This is a genomic window from Plantibacter sp. ME-Dv--P-122b (assembly GCF_030209375.1).
In the GTDB taxonomy this organism is placed as follows: domain Bacteria; phylum Actinomycetota; class Actinomycetes; order Actinomycetales; family Microbacteriaceae; genus Plantibacter.
The window spans coordinates 224,996-240,786 of record NZ_JARVSC010000004.1; the positions used below are offsets into that span (position 1 = coordinate 224,996).

Sequence of the window (15,791 nt, forward strand, 5' to 3'; positions counted from 1 at the left end):
GGGGCGCCGGGAAGTCTGGTCGGCGGGCGATCGATCGGGATCGCTCTGCCGCTCGACCGAACCCTCCCCCGAAGGATCCGAATGCCCGACGCACACCGCTCCCACGACCTGCCGGCCGACCAGGCCCCGCACTCGATCTGGCGTGGCATCCACCAGACGCTCCAACAGGACACCGTCGGTGGGGCCCTCCTCGTCGTCGCCACCGCACTCGCGCTCGTGCTCGCCAACTCCGGTGCCTCCGAGTTCTACCTGAGCGTCCGCGACTTCACCTTCGGTCCGGAGGCGCTCCATCTGAACCTCTCCGTCGGCGCCTGGGCGGCCGACGGCCTCCTCGCGATCTTCTTCTTCGTCGTGGGGCTGGAACTCAAGGAGGAGTTCGTCGCCGGAAAGCTCCGGAACCCCAAGACCGCGGCGCTCCCCATCGCCGCAGCCGTCGGCGGCGTGGTCGTGCCCGCCGTCATCTACGTCCTCGTGAACCTGAGCGCAGGGCCCGACGCGCTGCAGGGATGGGCGATCCCGGCCGCCACGGACATCGCGTTCGCCGTCGCCGTGATCGCGGTGGTCGGCAAGTTCCTGCCGCCGGCACTGCGGACCTTCCTGCTCACGCTCGCCGTGGTGGACGACCTCATCGCCATCAGCATCATCGCGATCTTCTACACCGACCACATCGAGTTCCTGCCCCTCGCGCTCGCGGCCGTGCCGCTCGCGATCTTCGCCGTGCTCGTCCAGCGCGGCGTCCGCGCATGGTGGGTGCTCATCCCGCTCGGTCTGTGCACCTGGGCGCTCATCCACGCCTCCGGTATCCACGCGACCGTCGCCGGCGTGCTGCTCGGCTTCATGGTGCCCGTCTTCTCGACCACGCGCGCCCGCGTCCAGGTGGGGACCACCGCCGAGGGGCGCCCGGTCTACGAGGGCCTCGCCGCGCACTTCGCCGACCGCTGGAGTGTCGTCTCCACTGCTGTCGCGGTCCCGATCTTCGCCTTCTTCTCCGCGGGCGTGGTCATCGGCGGGATCTCGGGGCTCGTCGAGTCCTTCCAGGACACGATCGCGCTCGGGATCATCGCCGGGCTCGTCCTCGGCAAGCCGATCGGCATCACGGTGACGACGTTCCTCGTCACGCGCCTGCCCGGGCTCAGGCTCGACCCGTCGATCCGCTGGGTCGACCTCGTCGGCATGGCGTTCGTCGCGGGGATCGGATTCACGGTGTCGCTGCTCGTCGGTGAACTGTCCTTCGGTGTCGGCAGCGCGTCCGACGACCACGTCAAGGTCGGTGTGCTCGCCGGCTCGCTCATCGCCGCCGCCATCGGTGCCGCGATCCTCGCCGCCCGCAACCGCGTCTACCGGCGGGCGGTCACGGCCGGAAGTAGTACGCCGAGTGCAGGCGGCAGCCCGGATTGAACGGGGCGTCGCAGTTCGGGCAGGCGTCGACCTGCAGGTAGCGATCGATCGTCAGCTCCGTCGAGCAGACGCCGCACAGGATCGCCTCGCGGTCGCGCTGCTCGCGGGGCCACTGTTCTGCCGCGTGGTCGGCGCACTCCGCGTGGCACAGATGGCACGGATAGTACTCGCCGCAGCAGGCGAAGCGGATCGCGATGACGTCGAGCGGGGTCGCGTAGTGGACGCAGCGCGTCTCGTCGTCGACCGTCTTGCCGAGGACGCGCACGGTGTCGTAGCCGCTCATCGGACGCCCCGGGCGGTGAGGGCCTCGCCGAGCTCGTCGGCGTGCTTCAGCGACACGACGAGGAATGGGACGACGAAGGTGACCAGGTTCGACCCGGCGCCACGCGCCCGCTGCGCCTCCCGCACGCTGCTCGCCAGGCGGGCGAGGACCGGCACCGTGTTGATCGCGACGGCGAGCATGAGGGCGATGCGCGAGGGGTCGACGCCGAAGCGCCCCAGGGGCTTGAGGGCGCGTTCGAAGGCGTCGAGCAGGTCGGCGACGCGCGTGCTCAGCACGAGCAGGGCTGCGAGCAGGATGGCTGCGACGATGCGGGAGGTGTTCGACACCGCTGACTCGACGTCGAGGAACAGCAGTTGGCCGGCCACCGTGATCGTGATGATCCAGCGGATGAGCAGGACCTGGCGTCCGAGCTCGCCGAGGCCGAGGCCCGAGGCGAGGTAGGCGAGGACGGTCACCGTGGTGGCGATGCCCGCGGTCCACCAACTCGTCGGCAGGAGCGAGATCGCGAGCACCACGACGAGGATGCCGAGCGCCTTCGGGCCGGCCGGTGCCCGGTGGAGCCAGCCGGAGCCAGGACGGTAGAGGGTGATCACGAGGTCACGCCCGCAGACTCGCGCGGTAGGCCGCGACCACGTCGTCCGGTGCACCCTGCGCGACGACCCGCCCACCGTCGAAGAGCAGTGCCGTGTCGCAGCGGGCGGCGAGCTCCAGATCGTGGGTGACGAGGAGGAGCTGATGGCCCGCCCCGGGGTGCAGGAGGTGGTCGGCGACGGCGGCGCTGTTGCGGGCGTCGAGGTAGGCCGTCGGTTCGTCGGCGATGAGCAGCGCCGGCCGACGGATCACGGCCCCGCAGAGCGCCAACAGCTGCTTCTGGCCGCCGGAGAGTTCGTAGGCGGACCGGTCGGCGAGTGCCGTCAGGCCGAACTCGTCGAGCGCGTCGGCGACCTGCGCGGCGATGTCGGCCTTCGGCGCCTTCGTGCCGCGGAGGGAGAACGCGACGTCCTCCGCCACCGTCGGCATGACGATCTGCGCGTCCGGGTTGCTGAACACGATGCTGACCAGCCGCCGGAGCGTTGCCGTGTCCTTCGCGGCCTCGACACCGTGGACCTGGACGCTGCCGGTGGTCGCTCGCGTGAGGCCGCCGACGAGCCGGGCGAAGGTCGACTTGCCTGAGCCGTTCGCGCCGATGACCGCGATGCGCGCGTCGTCGAGGCGGAGCGTCACGTCGTCGAGTGCGACGGTGTCGCCGAGACGTGCGGTGACGCGGTCGAGAAGAATGGCGGATGACTGGTCGATGTCCCCGATCATCGCACGACCTCGAACACCGCGGCGACGCCGAGACCGCCGCCGACCGAGGCCGCCGCCACCCCGATCGTGCCCGCAGGAGCCCCGCCGCGGACGAGCCGCGAGAACAGGCGGACCACGGCGACCGCACCGCTCGCGCCCCACGGGTGACCGAGTGCGAGGGCGCCACCGTCGGCGCAGAGTCGCTCATCGTCCTCGGCGACACCGAGTCGGTCGAGCACGGCGAGCGTCTGTGCCGCGAACGCCTCCACGATCTCGAACGCCGCGACCTGCGCGAGGTCCACGCCGGCCCGATCGAGGGCGTCGAGGATCGCCGGCGCTGCCCCGATCCCCGGAAGTGCCGGGTCGCAGCCGACGACGGCGTGCGCTCGGACCGCGAGACCGGGTGACACGCCCGCGTGGGCGACTCCGCCGGGCACGACGAGCACGGCGGCCGCACCGTCGCTGACCCGGCAGGTGTTGCCTGCGGTGAGGGACCCGTCGGTGAACAGTGGGGTGAACCGGGGGAGGAGCCGCTCGATCCCGCTGCGCGGCGCCTCGTCATGCTCCGCCGCACCGACCAGCGGGACGAGCTCGTCGGTGAATCGCCCGGCGGCGACGGCGCTCGCCGCACGGTGCGTGCTCCGGGCGGCGTAGGCGTCCTGGCGTTCGCGGGAGATCCCGTCGTGCTCGGCGAGGTCCTCCGCCGCGCGGGTCATGTCGGGGTCGTGCCAACCCGCCGGTGCGAACGGTGCACGAGCGTAGGCGATGCCGTCGACGGAACGGGTCGGCGCGGTCGACGCGCTCTCGACACCGCCCGCGATCCGTGGTCGGGTGTCGCCGGCGCTGATCGCCGTGGACGCCTCGATGATCGCAGCGAGGCCGCTGCCGCACTGCCGGTCGACGGTGAGCCCTGGAACGTCGAAGCCGAGGCCGGCTCCGAGCGCGGCGACGCGGGCCGGGTTGCCGCCGGGGCCCATGCAGTTGCCGAGGACGACGTCCGCCACGACCGGCGGCCAGCCCAACAGGTGCGTCGCGTCGTCGTGCACGGCGCGGACGACGGGGACCGCCAGCTGCTCGACCGTGAGGGCGCCGAGTGCGCGGCCGCGCGTCGCGATCGGCGTCCGTCGGGCCGCGACGATGCGCGGGAGGGCATGCGATTCAGTCAAGAGACGCCACCGTCCCAGCCGCGAGACGGTCGGCGAGCTCTGCCCGGGCGGCCTTGCCGGTGACGGTGCGGGGCAGCTCGTCGACGACGAACCAGCGTCGGGGCCGATGGGTCGGCGGCAGCAGCGGTGCGAGGGCGTCGCGGAGCATCGCGCGGGTCGGACGCGCGCCCGGGTGCAGTTCCAGCACGGCCGTCACGAGCGATCCGACCCCGGCGTTCGGCAGACCGAGCACGACGGCGTCGTCCACCTCGTCGAGTCGGCGCAGCGCCTCCTCGACATCGGTGGGGATGACGGTCGCCGCGGCCGTGAGGATCGCGTCGTCGGATCGGCCGAGGAGCGTGACGATCCCGTCGTCGATCCGTGCGCGGTCGCCGACGGTGGACCAGTCGCCGTCGCGTCGGAGCGGGCCGTCACCCTCGAGGTACCCGGTCGCGACGAACGGCGATCGGACCCAGAGGACGTCGTCGTCCCGCACGTCGAGCTCGACGCCGGGGAACGCGCGGAGGCCCGGTCGATCCGGATCGGCGCCGTCGTCGACCGCCACGAAGGAGAGTTCGGCGGCTCCGTAGTAGGACACGACGCGGATGCCGAGGTCCTCCGCTCTGGTGCGGAGTCCGGGGTCGAGGGAGGCGCCTCCGATCAACGCCACCCGTAGGCGGGGCGGTACTCCGCCGTCGAGCAGCGACCGGAGGCCGTTCGGGGTCCCGTGGAACCGCGTCGCGTCACGGGCGTCGTCGGGGGTGAGGGCGTGGGTGGTCGGGAGAGCGAGCGAGTGACCGGCGGCGGCCGCATGGGCGACCGAGAACAGCGACAGCGACGACGCGGGCGGCGACGACAGCGCCAGGACGTCGTCCGGCCTGAGGTCGAGCAGCGCGCCGACGGCCGGGAAGGAGTCCGCCCACGACGCGGCGGTCCTGAGCACGATACGCGGCTCGCCCGTGGTGCCGGAGGTCAGCGTCGCCCAGGCCTGGCCCGGCTGCGGACCGGCTGCGGTGCTGCGGTCGCGGACGGAACGCCAGTACGACTCGCTCCAGCGGTCGTCGCCGATCAGTGGCACGCCGCCGGCCGCCCGCACCTCGAGCGCCCGACGGACGAGGTCGGTCGGCGCACCGCCGCGCAGTGGGACGAGGTGCCCTGGACGCACGGTCATCCGATTCGGGCGGGCTCGCCGGGACGCGTCGAGCCGGTACCGGCCGCGTTGCGGAACGCGCGCGGGTAGGCCCGGGCGAGCGTCATCGTGATCACCGTCGCGAGCACGACCTTCACGAGATCGCCGGGCACGAAGACGAGGCTCTGCACGATGGTCTCGCCGAGCGGCAGGCGGGTGACGAGCGACTGCACCGGGATGCCGAACGCGTAGATGACGCCGATGCCACCGACGAAGACGCCGAGAGCAGTGCGCCACCAGCGCAGCCGACGGCCGCCGGCGTGCACGATGAGCCCGATCACGAAGACGCCGACGATCCAGCCGAGGAGGTACCCCGCGCTCGGTCCGACGAAGACGCCGATCCCGCCGCGACCGCCGGACAGCAGGGGCAGGCCGATGGCGACGAGGGCCAGTAGCACCAGCATGGAGAGCATGCCGCGCCACGGGCCGAGGATCGCGCCGGCGAGCATGACACCGAGGGTCTGCGCCGTGATGGGCACCGCGCCGAGCACCGAGAACGCGCCGGGCAGGCCGAGGGCGGCCACGATGGCGGCGAACACGGCGATGCGTGCGATGTCGGTCGCGTCGATCCTGAGTCTGCTCATGCGGGGGTCTCCTCCTGGAGAGTCGTGGGGGCTGCACCGGCGTACAGTGCTGACCTGAACACTGCTGACCTGAACACTGTTCACCTGAACAGCGTTCACTATAGTGGTGCTCATGTCCGGTCCCGAAACAGTGCGTCGTCATCGGCGCGACGATGTGGCTCAGGTGGCCCTCCGCATCCTCGACGATCACGGCCTGGCCGACCTCACGATGCGTCGCCTCGCCGCGTCGCTCGACGTCCAGCCGAGCGCGCTGTACTGGCACTTCGAGAACAAGCAGACCCTCATCGCCGAGCTCGCCGACCGGATCGTCGACGCCCACCCGGCGCCGGTCGACGCCGTGTCCGAGGCCGGCTCCGACTGGCGCGAGCGGACGCGCGTGGAGGCGGAAGCGCTGCGGGACGCCCTCCTCGCCTACCGCGACGGAGCCGAGGTGGTCTCGAGCACCTACGCGCTCGGGCTCGGTTCCGGACGTGCGCTCACCCGGCTGACGGATGCGGTCTCGGTGGCCGGGTTCGACGAGGCGACGAGTCGACGTGCGGGCACGGTGCTGCTCCACTTTGTCCTCGGGCATGTGTCGCACGAGCAGCAACGGATGCAGTACGACAGCGTCGGTGTGCTGGCCGACGGGGCGACGGATCCACTCGGCCAGGAGGACCAGGCCCAGGCGTTCGCCTTCGGGGTCGGTCTCCTCGTCGACGGCCTGGCGGCGCTCTCGGTCCGCTAACCGCTTTGGTTCCGCTGACCGCTCTGGGTCCGCCGGTAGCACAGCGTGGATGGAACCGCCCACCGTCTGGATCGGTGGCGGCCCACGGTAGCGTTGGTGCAGGCAGGACGTGAGGGAGGCAGGCGATGGCGAAGGGTGATGACGACGACGTCGACATCGTCATCGACGCCTGGGCGAACGCGCTGCCCGACGTCGACTTCGCACCGCTCGACGTGGTGTCGCGCCTCCGCCGGCTCGTACCGCACCTGCAGGAGGTCCGACGCCTGTCGTTCGCCGCGAGCAACCTGCGGCCGTGGGAGTTCGAGTTCCTCTCCATCCTCCGCCAGCACGGAGCGGACGGGCTGACGCCGTCCATGCTCGCAACGCGGTTGGGCATCACGAGCGGCAACCTCGCGAGTCAGCTCGACCGTCTGGCCGCACGGTCGCTCGTCGCCCGGCAGAAGAACGAGGCTGACGGCCGGAGCAAGATCGTCGTCCTGACCACCCTCGGTCAGCAGCGGGTCGACGAGGCGATGCGTCGACTCGTCGACGACGAGAACGCGATGCTCGCCGGGCTCAGCCATGAGCAGGTGGCTGTGCTCATCGAGAGCCTCCGGGTCATCGGCGCGGCGCTCGAGCGTCGGTAGGGGTCTGTTCGGCTGACCTTCGACAGGCTCAGGGACCGGATCCGCCTCAGAACCGCAGGTCGGACGGGCCGCTGAGTTCGATCCAGGTGTCGGTGTCGGGACGCACCGTCGCGGGAGCCGGCTCGAGGACGTCGGCGGAGGCGAGGGCCCCGAAATCGAGACCGGTGAGGCTCGCGAGGTCGAGGATCGGCAGCTGGAAGGTCCGGAACGGGCCGAGTGGCGGCACGGCGGTGGCGTCTTGCCTGTCGTCGATCGCACTGGATCGGCCGAGGTCGATGTCGTCGAGCTGGGCCGACTGGTCGAGGAGGTAGCCGCTCGCCGCGAGCGCTCCGTCGTCCGACCACGCCGCCACCTTCCAGAACCGCCGCGGGATCCGCACGCCGCGGTACAGCGGGTCCGTGTCGGCGAACACGGGCCCGGTGAAGACCGACAGCCGCCGGCGCCCGGCCGAGGCGTACTCGAGGACGAGGTCCTCCAAGCCGTTCCAGAGCTCGAGCGACTGGTTGAAGTCCGCGGCCTGCGGGGCGGCGTTCGTGTAGCAGAAGGTGTCGACGTTGGCCTGCCGGGCGATCTCGACGGGTCCCCAGACCGGGTCCCTCCGGCGCACGAGGTGGCCGCGGTCGAGGTCATTGCGAGCGTAGAGCTCCGGCCCGGCCTGCTCCTCTGCCGGCACCCGGTCGTCGAGGTGCCAGTCGTCGCCGCGCCCGAGGTCGAGCAGGGCGGCGCCGTCGATGTCGACCCCGGTCGCGGCTGCCAGGCGGCGGTCGGGGTCGAGGAGCACGGTGAAGTGCGTGTAGTCGAGACGGCGGAGGCGCGCATTGGCCGTCGGATCGGCTGGAGCGGGGATGGCGAGTGGTTCGGAGAGGTCAAGGAAGCCTGAATCGAAGCCAGTCATGAACATGAGTCGATCATGGTTTCGGGTCGAAAGAAAGTGTGGAGCGATGAGGCGTTCGTCCGCGACAAGGAAGCTGCCATTCTCATACTTCTGTTTCAGTATGAGGTTTGATATATTACAACCATGACCACGATCTACCAGAACCCCCACCGAACCAGCGACGCCCGCCTCCTCGCGGCGCTCGTGTCGGCGACCTTCCTCGTCGACGCCCTGATCGCGTTCGGCATTGGATTCCTCCCTGGCGTCTCGGGGACGGACGGCGGAGCCATGGTGGCGACGGCGACGATCCTCACCGCGATCCTCTTCGCGGTGCAGTTCGTGGTCGTCGTCGTTCTCGCGCGCCTCGCACGAGCATCCATCGCCTGACCCTCAACCTGACCTCGACCCGGTGGCCATCGCCCCGTGGTCTGCGGCGGCCCGAAACCGCCAGATCGGAGCACCATCATGCGTGACCGCAATCACGATCGGACCCCGAATCCGATCCTCGAAGCGCCAGCAGACCCGGCACGACGTGGCTCGGGCAGGAGCGCCTGGGCGATCGCCGCGGCGACCGCCCTCTCGCTGCTCGTCCTCGCCGCCCCGCAGTCCGCTTCCGCGGCGGCCGTCATCGACCCCATCAGTGACGGCCGCGCCGGCGAAGGCCTCGTCATGTCGTTCTCCACCGGCGAGACGGGCACGCTCGTCGTCACCGCCCCGGAGCACGCGACCATCGGCATCGTGACGACCGGTGGGTGCGACACCCGCTCTGCCGCCCAAGTCCGCTGCGGCACGGACTCGAAGGTCTGGACGTCCGAACTCATGGCCACGATGCGGATCGACCCGGACGCCCCGGTCGGTACGTTGGCAGGTGGGTCGGTCGCCTTCGAGGTGGGCGGGACCGTGGTCGCATCGACGCCCTTCACGCTCGACGTGCTCCCGCCGCATCGCACCCAGGCCGAGGCCGGGCAGACGCTCACCATGGAGGTGCCGGTCAACGGCGGTGTCTCCGGGGTCATGCGGTTCACCGCTCCCGAGCAGACGCTCATCGTGGGGACCGGAGCGCCGAACTGTGTCGTTGCCCCCGATGGGTCGACGGCCGACTGTGGCACGAACGGCAGCATCTGGGAGGGGGTGCAGACCGTCGATCTCGCGGTCGACGATGCAGCCGGCTACGGCACCCTCCGAGGCGGCACCATGGGCTTCGTCCAGGGCGGTCAGCTCGTGTCGACCACCCCGTTCGAGCTCGAGCTCACGCCCGCCGTCGCGACCATCACCGCACCGATCGACGGCGTTCTCGCGCCCGACGCGACGTTGAGCGGGACCGCGCCCGTCGGCACGGAGGTCGAGATCGAGGTCGACGGTCTCCCGATCGGGACAGCGGACGCGACGATCGACGACACCTGGGCCTTCCAGCCGACCGAGTCGCTCGCCGAGGGAACGCACACCGTGACGGTCCGTGCCCGTGCCGGCGGACTCGTCAGCCCCGCGACGGACCTCGTCGTCACCGTCGTGGCCCTTGTGGAACCGGTCGCGCCCGAGGTCCCCGGCGTTCCGGAGGGCCCAGCGCTTCCGGGTGGGCAGCAGGCGGAGCCCGCACCCGCGACCACGGTCGATGTCGGATCGTCGGGTCGAGCCGGCGACGCCACGCTCGCGCGGACCGGCGCCGACACGGCCCCCTTCGCGCTCGCGATCGCGTTGCTGGTCGGAGGTGCGGTCGTGGGTGCCGTCGGCGTCACCCGCGCTCGCGTGAAGCGCCTCGGCTGAGTCGAGCCGACCTTCGTGGCGGCGCCGGTGTCGCGCGGGTCAGAAGCGGATCTGCGTCTTCGGCCCGGTCCCGGCCGCCCGGGGGAGTCCCTCGGCGAGCACCCGTGGAACCTCGTCCAGCGTGATCACGGAGCCGATCAGCCGGCGGACCGTGTCGCCCATGGTCGCGAACCGCCGCGCCGCCTCGTCGATGTCGGCCGAGCCGCCGAGGACCGCGTGGACGGTGGCGTCGAGGGCGATGAGTCTTCCCGACGGGAGTCCGGCGTCGCCGCCGGGCACGCCGAGCAGTGCGATGCGGGCGCCCGCAGTGGCGTTGTCGAGGAGGCGATGGGTGACCTCCGCCGACCCTGTCGCCTCGATGATCACGTCGAAGCGCTCGTCGCCGAGGTCGGCCGGATCGCGGGTCTCGAGGCCGAACCCCGCCACGAAGCTCCGGTCGGAGTCGCGACGTGCGGCGACCGCCACGCTGGCTCCGGTGTCGGTGGCGAAGAGCGCGGCGAGCATGCCGAGGGTGCCGGCGCCCCAGACGAGCACCCGGTCGCCGGGGCCGACCGCCGTGAGTCGGACGCCGCGCAGGGAGCACGATGCCGGCTCGACCATCGCGCCGAGGTCCGCGTCGACCCCGTCCGGAAGACGATGGACGGCCCGTTCGGGCACGACGAGGAGTTCCGCGAGGGCTCCGTCCAGCTGCCCGAGGACGCCGAGTTCGAGGTGGTCGGGACAATGGTGGTGTCGGCCCGTGGTGCAGAGCGTGCAGACGCCGCAGCCGATGAAGGTGTCGCCCGTGACGAGATCGCCCGGTGCGGATCCGGTGACGCCGTCGCCCACCGAGACCACCCGACCGGCCCACTCGTGGCCGGGCTGGAGCGGCAGGGTCGTCCGTCCGTCGGCGAGGTACGGCATGGTGGCTCGGAAGAGCGCGACGTCGGTGCCGCAGAGTCCGGCGCGCTCGATGCGGATGAGGACCTCACCGGGACCAGCCTGCGGGTCCGGTCGGTCGATGATGGCCGCCTCGCCCGGTGCGGTAATGAGTAGGGCTCTCATGCGGTCTCCTCGTCGTGACGGCGCTCGGTCAGAGCGTAGCGCCGGAGCGTCGTGGTCTCCGGGATGACGAGGTTCCTCGTGGGCACTTCGACAGGCTCAGTGACCGGGGGAGGTTCGCCGGAGGTGTTCCGGTCCCTGAGCTTGTCGAGGGGCGGCTCGGTTGGGGCGCCTCGGCGGTCGGGGGAGGTTCACCGGAGACATTCCGGTCCCCGAGCACGCTCCGGTCCCTGCGCCTCAGCTCACCAGGACGACTTGCCCCCGCCCTCGACGACCGCACTCGGTCGCTGCACCTCGGCGAGACGGGAGGTCCGGAGCGGTGTCGTCTCCCACCAGGCGTCGAAGGTGCCGGCCGCAGGGTCGATCTCGACGTGCAGGCGGTGCGGTGTCTCGATGAAGATCGCATCGACACGGAGGACCCGCGCTCCCTCCTCGCCCCCGGTGCCCCAGGCGGCACTCGCCACGATCGGACCGTGGGTCCGCCAGGCGCCGACACCGGGGACGAGCTCCACCCGGTCGTCGCCCTCGTGTACGACCAGCACGACGTCGTCACCCTCTCCCGCCGTCACCTCGAGCGCCGTCAGCTGCGCCAGACCGGTATCGGCGGCGGCTGCGAACGTCCGTCCGACGAGCTCGCGCAGGGACGCGCCCGCGCCGGTCTCGTCCGACGCGTCGAGCGGCGGCAGGGCGAGCCCCGCCAGGCGGGCGAGCAACGCCTGATCGGCGTCCGAGTTCGGACCGCGGCCTGAGTCGCCGCCCTCGCCTGCCCCGAAGGCCGGCAGCAGGTGCTCCCACGCGGCGTTCAGCACGGCCTGCATGTCGAGACTCTGCCCGGTGATCGCCAGGACGACGTCGTGCTCCGGCAGGACGACGCAGTACTGACCGTAGGCGCCGTCGCCGCGGAACCCGTGCCGAGCCATCCAGAACTGGAACCCGTAGCCCTGCGCCCAGTCCGACTCCGGGTCGTCGCCGTTCGCGATATGGGATCGTGTCGCCTCGGCGACCCAGGCGGCCGGCAGTAGCTGCCGACCCTCCCACTCGCCGCCCTGCAGGTAGAGCTGGCCGAGCGCGGCGATCGCCTCCGTCGTCGCGTGCAGGCCGCTGTACCCGAGCTCGAAGCCCTCGTCGTCGCGCTGCCAGTCGAAGTCGCCGATGCCCAGCGGCTCGAGCAGCCGTGGTCGCAGGTAGTCGGTGAGCGTCCCGCCCGTCACGCGCTGGACGATCGTCGCGGCCGTGTAGGTGCAGGGCTGGTTGTACGCGAAGACGGTTCCCGGGTCCTCGTCGGGCGGGAGGAGCAGGAATCCGCGGACGAGGTTCGTCGGGTCGATCGCAGCGGCGCGCATGATCGTCTCCTCGCGGTGGCCGCTCGCCATCGCGAGCACATGGCGCACGAGCATGGCGCGGCTGCGGGGGTCCGTGATCTCGGCGTCGAGCTCCGGAAAGTGGCTGATGATCGTGTCGTCGAGTCCGAGCAGGCCCTCCTCGACGGCGAGGCCGACGGCGGTCGAGGTGAAGCTCTTGCTCAGCGAGTACAGCAGGTGCACCCGATCAGCCGAGTACGGTGCCCACCAACCCTCGGCGACGACGTTCCCATGGCGCAGGACCATCAGGCTGTGCGGTTCGACGTTCGGTGTGTGCTCGAGGGCGGTGATGAACGCCTCGATCCCGGCGGCGTCGACGTGCTGGGCGGACGGAGTGCTTCGCTGCAGGCTCATCCCTCCATGCTGCCATCTGCCGGCGGTCGGATCGACCCGATGCTCAGTCCTGGTCGGCGTCGAGCTGATCGCGGAGTCCCTGGTTGATGTCCTCGAGATCGAGCACGCGAGCGATGCCGGCGAGGTTGACGCCGTCGTCACGGAGATCGGTGACGCGCTTGAGTCGCTCGATGTCGTCCTCGCTGTAGCGACGGGTGCCGCCCTCGGTCCGGGACGGGGTGAGGAGGCCTTTGCTCTCGAAGAGTCGCAGCGACGCCTCCGGAACGCCGGCGAGTTGGGCCGCGACGGCGATGCCGTACACGGGTGTCGCACCGTCTCGATCAGCCATGCTTGAGATTTCCTTTGAACGGGTTGCATCGGATCAGGTTTCGGATGTATAAAAAATCTACACCACGAAGTGCAGATCCGAACCTCGGATCTCCCACTTCCGAGATGCGTCAACAGATGAGCCCGACCCGACGTCGGGCGACAGGGAAGGAGAACACTCATGGCAATGACCCTCGACCCCATCAGCCAGCTGGACCGATTCGCGGCCTCCGTACTGGACTCCGTGCGCGCACCCCGTCCCATGCCGGTGGACCTCTTCCGTGACGGCGACCGGTACATGATGGTCGCCGACCTCCCCGGCATCGACCCCGGGTCCATCGACGTCGACGTCGACGGTGGTCAGCTCACCATCCGCGCTCAGCGCACGGCCGACAGTCGCGAGGGTGTCCGCTGGCTCGCCCGCGAGCGCGGAGGCGGCCACTTCCTTCGGCAGTTCACCCTCGGCGAGGGCGTCGACCTCGACGGGATCACCGCGTCCTACGACAGCGGTGTGCTCTCCGTGATCATCCCGGTGAGCGAGCGCGCGAAGCCGCGGAAGATCACCGTCGACTCCACGACCGATCACCCGCAGTCGATCAACGCCTGAACCGGGATCGACACTCGTCCGAGTCGAACGAATCGAACGCCCCGCCCACGATCCGTGGGTGGGGCGTTCGTCCGTGGGCGGCCCGGCGTCGGCATACTGGGGGCATGTCCCGCGTCCAACGGATCCTCGCCGCGTCAGCCATGCTCGTGATCGCCGCGCTCGGGCTGTTGGTCGCGGCGACGCAGACCACGATGACCTGGTACCAGGCTCCGGGCGCCGACGGCATGGCGACGAAACAGATCGCCGTGTTCGAACCGGCGGTGGTCGGCACCGTGATCGCCGCCGTGGCGGTGCTCGCGCTCCTGGTCCACCTGATCCTCGTGATCCGCCGTGCCGTGCCTCGCATGCAGTGGGTCGTCGCCATGGCGCTCACCGTCGTCGCCGTGATCGCCGCGGTCCTCGTGTCCATCGCGGACCGGCCGGTGTTCTAGCGCACGTCGACCTCAGCCGAGCAGCTCGGCCAGCAAGGCCTGAGTTGTCTCCTCGCTCGCCCCGGGGGCCTGCAGACGCACCCAGTCATCGCCACGCCGAGCGTGCGCCGAGTGCTCGCTCCCAGCCGCATCCACGGCGCCGACCGGACTGTCCTCGCGGAACACCCACGCGCCTCCGGAGAGTACCGTGAACCGGACGAGCTCGCGGGAGTCCGCGGACAACAGTCGGCAGTCGAGTCCGCCGACCCGCTGGAGCGAGTCCTGCACGAGGTGGTAGCTCGGTGTCGCGGTGCTCACGTAGCTCGCGCCGGTGGCGGCTGCGCCGAGGTGCGCCGCCGCGGTGTCCACCGGGAGTGCAGCGGCACAGGACCGCGAGGTGGATCCTGACGACGGCGGTGGCCCGGCGGGCGCCGGAGGCGGGGCCACCGCGAGTACTGCCCGAGCCAGTTCCTCCGTGCGCACGCCGCTCGGGTCGTCGACCCCTGCCGCATCGACCTCGATGAACCGCTCGCCGTCGAGGGCGTGGACGGAGCATCCGCCGTCCGAGCACATCGTCCCGTTGATCTCGCCGACCGTCTCGCTCCAGTCGGTGTGCTCGTACCAGTGGTTGAAGGTGGCCCAGTGGTCGACACCGTCTCCGACGAGTCGGACGGTCAGTGAGGTGCCGTCCGCTTCGTCGGCCCAGGCGCAGACGGTCCCGCCGTCCTGCAGGACCGGGGCGTCGTCGATGGTGAGCGGTTGCGGCGCGGCTGGGGCTCCGAGGAACGATGCGACGCTCGCGGGTGGGACGAGCGCGTCGCAGGCGAGCCCGGGGAAGGCGGGCGTCGGCAGGGGTGGAAGCGACGCCGGTGAATTCGGTGCGGATCCGGCCGGAGTCTCGGTGGGAACCCCTGACAGTGGCGCGCTACACGCCGTGAGGACGCCCAGTAGCGCGGCGATCGTGAGGACACGTGCGCCACGTGCGATCGCGGGCGCCGTCCGACTCAGCCCACTGCTCATCGTCGCCGGAACAGCCCTCGCTTGCGGCGGTGGAACGGCGGGACGCTGCTCAGGAGGTGCTTCGCGCCCGGCGCCACGTACATGACGTCGATCGGCACGCTCGCCGAGTAGGTCGCGAGGGCCCGTGCGAGCGGACCGCTGATCGTCTCGCGGGCGGTCGGGGCGCCGACGATCACGAGGAGGTAGCACTCGTCGAAGGTGCCGCCCTCCTGCGGGGTGACCTTCCAGCCCAGCACCGCTTCGTCGACCTCGCCGTGCTCGGCGAGGACCGTGGTCAGCGTCTCGGTCATCCCCGGAGGGATGCGAGCCGGCTGTCCGACCATGACCTGGGTCTCGCGCTCAACCACGCGTGGCGTGAGCATTGCCTCGCCGTCGAGCAGCTGAGCGATCTCGCCGGGCAGGAACTCCTTGCCGTGCGTGGAATGCGGGTTCAGGACCAGTCTCGCGCCCCGGGTCATCTGCCACAGGACACGACAGGGGAGGGTGAGGAGGTTCCGTTCGAACGTCGGAACGACCTCGAGCGTCTCGCGGACGCGCGCCTCGGAGGTGTAGAACGGCTGCACCGAACTGCCGTCCGCGTCGAGGAGATCCGCCAGGGTCGCCATGCCGTCATCCGTCACGGTCCCCGCCACGATCACGGTGCTCTCGAGGAGCGCCGTCAGGAACGCGGGTGCGTTCGAGCGGTCGTTCGCGGCTGCGGCGAGGAGGGCTTCGATGTCGGGGGCGTCGGGTGCGTCGTCGGCGGCAGGCATGCCAGCAGCGTATCCCGGTCGCGCGGGGGAGGTGCGGCTCCGTGCAGCCGCCCCCCCCCCCCCCCC

19 protein-coding genes are annotated in these 15,791 nt (G+C 71.1%); 7 read left to right on the plus strand and 12 right to left on the minus strand.

All coding sequences use genetic code 11. The features are described 5' to 3' along the window. Nucleotides 1-81: 81 nt before the first annotated feature. Nucleotides 82-1,398 (plus strand): Na+/H+ antiporter NhaA, encoded by a 1,317-nt coding sequence (nhaA, locus tag QRN19_RS11260; protein ID WP_285027036.1) that lies wholly within the window; start codon nt 82-84, stop codon nt 1,396-1,398. Here nhaA and QRN19_RS11265 read toward each other — a convergent pair. From QRN19_RS11265 to QRN19_RS11290, 6 genes are read right to left on the minus strand one after another with little or no spacing between them, the layout of a single operon-like run. Continuing rightward, complete coding sequence (locus tag QRN19_RS11265) at nt 1,352-1,681, minus strand: CHY zinc finger protein (protein WP_285027038.1); 330 nt, start codon at nt 1,679-1,681, stop codon at nt 1,352-1,354. The two genes, nhaA and QRN19_RS11265, sit on opposite strands and share 47 nt — an antisense overlap. Continuing rightward, nucleotides 1,678-2,274 carry an energy-coupling factor transporter transmembrane component T family protein gene (locus tag QRN19_RS11270; RefSeq protein WP_285027040.1) on the minus strand — a complete coding sequence of 199 codons (597 nt, stop codon included), beginning with the start codon at nt 2,272-2,274 and terminating at the stop codon, nt 1,678-1,680. Before QRN19_RS11270 ends, QRN19_RS11265 begins: the two co-directional genes overlap by 4 nt. A gap of 4 nt (nt 2,275-2,278) precedes the next feature. Then, the gene (locus tag QRN19_RS11275; RefSeq protein ID WP_285027042.1) at nt 2,279-2,989 is read right to left on the minus strand and encodes an energy-coupling factor ABC transporter ATP-binding protein; all 711 of its coding nucleotides are present in this window, start codon (nt 2,987-2,989) and stop codon (nt 2,279-2,281) included. Then, nucleotides 2,986-4,134, minus strand: a complete 1,149-nt coding sequence (locus QRN19_RS11280) for a thiolase family protein (protein WP_285027044.1) — start codon at nt 4,132-4,134, stop codon at nt 2,986-2,988. Before QRN19_RS11280 ends, QRN19_RS11275 begins: the two co-directional genes overlap by 4 nt. Next, the gene (locus QRN19_RS11285) at nt 4,127-5,284 is read right to left on the minus strand and encodes a class I adenylate-forming enzyme family protein (protein ID WP_285027046.1); all 1,158 of its coding nucleotides are present in this window, start codon (nt 5,282-5,284) and stop codon (nt 4,127-4,129) included. Before QRN19_RS11285 ends, QRN19_RS11280 begins: the two co-directional genes overlap by 8 nt. Continuing rightward, nucleotides 5,281-5,886: a biotin transporter BioY gene (locus QRN19_RS11290; protein ID WP_285027047.1), complete on the minus strand. Its 606-nt coding sequence runs from the start codon at nt 5,884-5,886 to the stop codon at nt 5,281-5,283. Before QRN19_RS11290 ends, QRN19_RS11285 begins: the two co-directional genes overlap by 4 nt. Before the next feature lie 112 nt (nt 5,887-5,998). On the opposite strand from QRN19_RS11290, the gene QRN19_RS11295 reads away from it, so the two are divergent. Both QRN19_RS11295 and QRN19_RS11300 read left to right on the plus strand, forming a co-directional pair. Further along, nucleotides 5,999-6,610 carry a TetR/AcrR family transcriptional regulator C-terminal domain-containing protein gene (locus QRN19_RS11295; RefSeq protein ID WP_285027049.1) on the plus strand — a complete coding sequence of 204 codons (612 nt, stop codon included), beginning with the start codon at nt 5,999-6,001 and terminating at the stop codon, nt 6,608-6,610. 125 nt (nt 6,611-6,735) lie between these two features. Next, a complete protein-coding gene (locus QRN19_RS11300; protein ID WP_064295883.1) occupies nt 6,736-7,236 on the plus strand; it encodes a MarR family winged helix-turn-helix transcriptional regulator in 501 nt (166 codons plus the stop codon). Nucleotides 7,237-7,282: 46 nt separating this feature from the next. Here QRN19_RS11300 and QRN19_RS11305 read toward each other — a convergent pair whose 3' ends face one another. Next, on the minus strand, nt 7,283-8,131 hold the full coding sequence (locus QRN19_RS11305) for a DNA/RNA non-specific endonuclease (RefSeq protein ID WP_285027052.1): 849 nt from the start codon (nt 8,129-8,131) through the stop codon (nt 7,283-7,285). A 123-nt stretch (nt 8,132-8,254) separates the two neighbouring features. Between QRN19_RS11305 and QRN19_RS11310 the strand changes: the two genes are divergently transcribed. Further along, nucleotides 8,255-8,497 carry a hypothetical protein gene (locus QRN19_RS11310; protein WP_285027054.1) on the plus strand — a complete coding sequence of 81 codons (243 nt, stop codon included), beginning with the start codon at nt 8,255-8,257 and terminating at the stop codon, nt 8,495-8,497. A 78-nt stretch (nt 8,498-8,575) separates the two neighbouring features. Beyond that, on the plus strand, nt 8,576-9,874 hold the full coding sequence (locus tag QRN19_RS11315) for an Ig-like domain-containing protein (protein WP_285027056.1): 1,299 nt from the start codon (nt 8,576-8,578) through the stop codon (nt 9,872-9,874). Nucleotides 9,875-9,913: 39 nt separating this feature from the next. Here the strand turns inward: QRN19_RS11315 and QRN19_RS11320 are convergent, their stop codons facing one another. The 3 genes from QRN19_RS11320 to QRN19_RS11330 form a co-directional block, all read right to left on the minus strand. Further along, on the minus strand, nt 9,914-10,918 hold the full coding sequence (locus QRN19_RS11320; RefSeq protein WP_285027058.1) for a zinc-dependent alcohol dehydrogenase: 1,005 nt from the start codon (nt 10,916-10,918) through the stop codon (nt 9,914-9,916). A gap of 239 nt (nt 10,919-11,157) precedes the next feature. Beyond that, nucleotides 11,158-12,630, minus strand: a complete 1,473-nt coding sequence (locus tag QRN19_RS11325; protein WP_285027060.1) for a serine hydrolase domain-containing protein — start codon at nt 12,628-12,630, stop codon at nt 11,158-11,160. 43 nt (nt 12,631-12,673) lie between these two features. Next, nucleotides 12,674-12,958 carry a MerR family transcriptional regulator gene (locus tag QRN19_RS11330; RefSeq protein WP_079704638.1) on the minus strand — a complete coding sequence of 95 codons (285 nt, stop codon included), beginning with the start codon at nt 12,956-12,958 and terminating at the stop codon, nt 12,674-12,676. A 159-nt stretch (nt 12,959-13,117) separates the two neighbouring features. On the opposite strand from QRN19_RS11330, the gene QRN19_RS11335 reads away from it, so the two are divergent. Beyond that, a complete protein-coding gene (locus tag QRN19_RS11335) occupies nt 13,118-13,543 on the plus strand; it encodes an Hsp20/alpha crystallin family protein (protein ID WP_071261327.1) in 426 nt (141 codons plus the stop codon). Between the two features lie 104 nt (nt 13,544-13,647). Continuing rightward, nucleotides 13,648-13,974, plus strand: coding sequence for a hypothetical protein (locus QRN19_RS11340; RefSeq protein WP_285027063.1), 327 nt, complete (start codon nt 13,648-13,650; stop codon nt 13,972-13,974). A gap of 12 nt (nt 13,975-13,986) precedes the next feature. On the opposite strand, the gene QRN19_RS11345 is transcribed toward QRN19_RS11340, so the two are convergent. Continuing rightward, complete coding sequence (locus QRN19_RS11345; protein ID WP_285027064.1) at nt 13,987-14,973, minus strand: hypothetical protein; 987 nt, start codon at nt 14,971-14,973, stop codon at nt 13,987-13,989. Then, the gene (locus QRN19_RS11350) at nt 14,970-15,725 is read right to left on the minus strand and encodes an enhanced serine sensitivity protein SseB C-terminal domain-containing protein (RefSeq protein WP_285027065.1); all 756 of its coding nucleotides are present in this window, start codon (nt 15,723-15,725) and stop codon (nt 14,970-14,972) included. Before QRN19_RS11350 ends, QRN19_RS11345 begins: the two co-directional genes overlap by 4 nt. Between the last annotated feature and the right edge of the window lie 66 nt (nt 15,726-15,791).